The sequence below is a fragment of the Nonomuraea mesophila genome (assembly GCF_004352805.1).
Taxonomy (GTDB): Bacteria; Actinomycetota; Actinomycetes; order Streptosporangiales; family Streptosporangiaceae; genus Nonomuraea; species Nonomuraea longispora.
Window position 1 is genome coordinate 1 of sequence record NZ_SMLD01000354.1, and the last position, 2,503, is coordinate 2,503.

General features: G+C 73.6%; 2 protein-coding genes. Both read right to left on the minus strand.

From position 1 onward, the window contains the following. Positions 1-212: 212 nt before the first annotated feature. The gene (locus tag E1295_RS47930) at positions 213-1,061 is read right to left on the minus strand and encodes a hypothetical protein (RefSeq protein WP_220449272.1); all 849 of its coding nucleotides are present in this window, start codon (positions 1,059-1,061) and stop codon (positions 213-215) included. After that, a partial coding sequence (locus E1295_RS47935) for an amidase (protein ID WP_342775980.1) occupies positions 1,058-2,503 on the minus strand: 1,446 nt, incomplete at its 5' end. The genes E1295_RS47930 and E1295_RS47935, both read right to left, overlap by 4 nt.

A 2,503-nucleotide genomic window follows, 5' to 3' on the forward strand; every position in this document is an offset into this window, starting at 1 on the left:
CCAGAAGCACCCACGACTCACCGGCCGGGTTCGCGCAGGCCGCCGTCCCGGCGAGGGCCACGGCCGCCAGCGCGGCGAGCGCGCGACCCCGGCCGGTGAGTCGTGGGTGCTTCTGGCGTTCCTCCATGGGGCGCCAACTTACCCGTTCTCGGACCGCGACCGCCGCCCGCACCGCCGAATCCGGCATGCGTCCCGTGCGCGGGCCGGGGCGGTCAGACCGCCGGCGCGGGCGGGCCCGCCAGCTCGTCGCGGAAGAAGGCGCGTACGGCGTCCAGGACGTCGAAACCGTTGTGGGCCGCGCCCGGCACCACGTCGAACCGTACCGGGATGCCCGCCGCCTCGAAGCTGCGGCGCAGGTTCTCCAGCCGGTCGATGCGGTTGGCCCCGGCGGCGTCGGCGCCCTCGACCCACAGCTCGTCCCGCTCGGTGACGGTGATCTCCCATGTGTCCGTGTCGTCCGCGCCGACGACCATCTGCACGGCGACCCGGCGCATGGCGTCGACGTCGAGCCGTACGCCGAACTCCTCGGTCACGCCCCCGGTGCCCGCCCACCACGGCCAGCGCGGGTCGAGCAGGGTGACCAGGCCGGGCGCGCCGATCGAGGCCGCGCGCAGCCGGTCGGGATGCAGGTACAGGAAGCGGTGCACGAACTGGCCGCCGCCGGAGAAGCCGTGCATGAGCAGGCGGGAGGCGTCGGCGCGGTACTTCGCGGCGACCTCGTCCACCATCGCCAGCAGGATCCGGTCGAACCTGATGCCTCCGTAGCCGATGAACTTGTAGTCGTGCAGCTCCGTACGGCGGCCGAGGCCGGCGGGGAACAACGGCGCCAGCACGATGCAGTCGTGCTCGTCGCAGAAGGTGGCGAACCGGTCACGGTACTCGCTGGCCGTGCGGTCGGTGCCGTGCACGGCCACGAGGAGGTCGTACCGTTTCGTCCCGGTCTCGTCGTAGTCCTCCGGCACGTACAGGCAGTAGGAGAACCGCGGGTCCACCTCGCAGGCGAAGAACGGGGTGCGGCCGAGGTCGTAGTAGCTGAGGTCGATCCCGTGCCGGCGGCTCACAGGGCAGGCCGCCAGGACTCGCCGGCGTACCAGGGCAGGGCCGCCGTCACCGCCGCCCCTATCTCGAAGACGGTGTGGTCGTCGTACGGCCGGCCCACCACCTGCACGCCGGTGGGCACGCCCTGCGACGAGCGGCCGGACGGCACCCCGAGCACGGGACAGCGGCTGGCGAGGTTGAACGGCACCGTGAGCGGGGCCTCCAGGTTGTGGTCGAGCCTCACCCCGTCCACGACCAGCGGCGTCTCCACGTAGTCCTCCCCCGCCAGGAACGCGGGCGTGCCGGAGGCGGGGCAGACGAGCGCGTCGAAGCGTTCGAAGAGGCGGGCGAGGTCGGCGTGGACCTGACTCTCGATCTTCAGTGCGCCGTAGAAACCCAGTTCGGCGACGGCCTCGAGGCTGCGGTCGAGGAAGTCGCGGACGTAGCGGGTGACGCCGTCGCCGTGCTCCGCCATCTCCTCGGCGATGATGGGCCCGAAGATGGCGCCGTAGTGAGCCCAGGCGGCCCGCATGATGTCGGCGCGCCGCCACGGCAGCTCCACCTCCTCGACGACGGCGCCCGCCTCGGTCAGCGCCGACACCGCGTCCCAGGTGGCGGCGGCGACCTCCGGCTCGACGGGATAGTCGCCGAGGTGCACGCAGACGGCCACGCGCCGCCCCCTGAGCGACCCCGCGAGCGGCGGGACGGGCGGCGGGATCGGCGCGGGCGCGGGCACCGACACCGGGTCGCGCGGGTCGTGGCCGGCGATCACGTTCTGCAGCAGCGCGCAGTCGGCCACGGTCCGCGCCATCGGCCCGTCGTGGCAGTAGTGGTCGAGGTTGTACGGCGGCAGTGCGGGCACCCGGCCGTACGGCGGCTTGAACCCGACCACGCCGTTGAACGCCGCCGGGATGCGGATCGAGCCGCCGATGTCGGACCCGGTCGCGAGCATCGCGGTGCCCGCCGCCAGCGCCGCCCCTGAGCCGCCCGACGAGCCGCCGGAGGAGTGGGCGAGGCTCCACGGGTTGCGGGTGACGCCCCACAGGTCGCTGTGCGTGAACCCGGCCGCGCAGAACTCCGGGGTGGTGGTCCTGGCGTGCACGATGCCGCCGGCCGCGACGATCCGGCCGACGATGGGGTGGCTCTCCCCGGCGACGTTGTCCCGCAGCAGCATCGAGCCCTCGCGCAGCGGGTGCCCGGCGATGGGCTGCTCCTCCTTGAGCGCGACGGGCAGCCCTTCGAGCGGCCTGGCCGTGCCGCGGGCGTACCGGTCGGCGGCCTGCCTGGCCTGCTCCATGGCCTGGTCGAACCACCGTTCCGCGAACGCGTTCACGCTCGGCTCGATGCGCTCGGCCCGTTCGACGACGGCGGTGAGCAGTTCGGCGGGCGACAACGTCCGGGCGGCGAAGGCCGCGAGCGCGTCCGTCGCCGTCATGTAGACGAGCTCGTCCGTGCGGGCGGGATC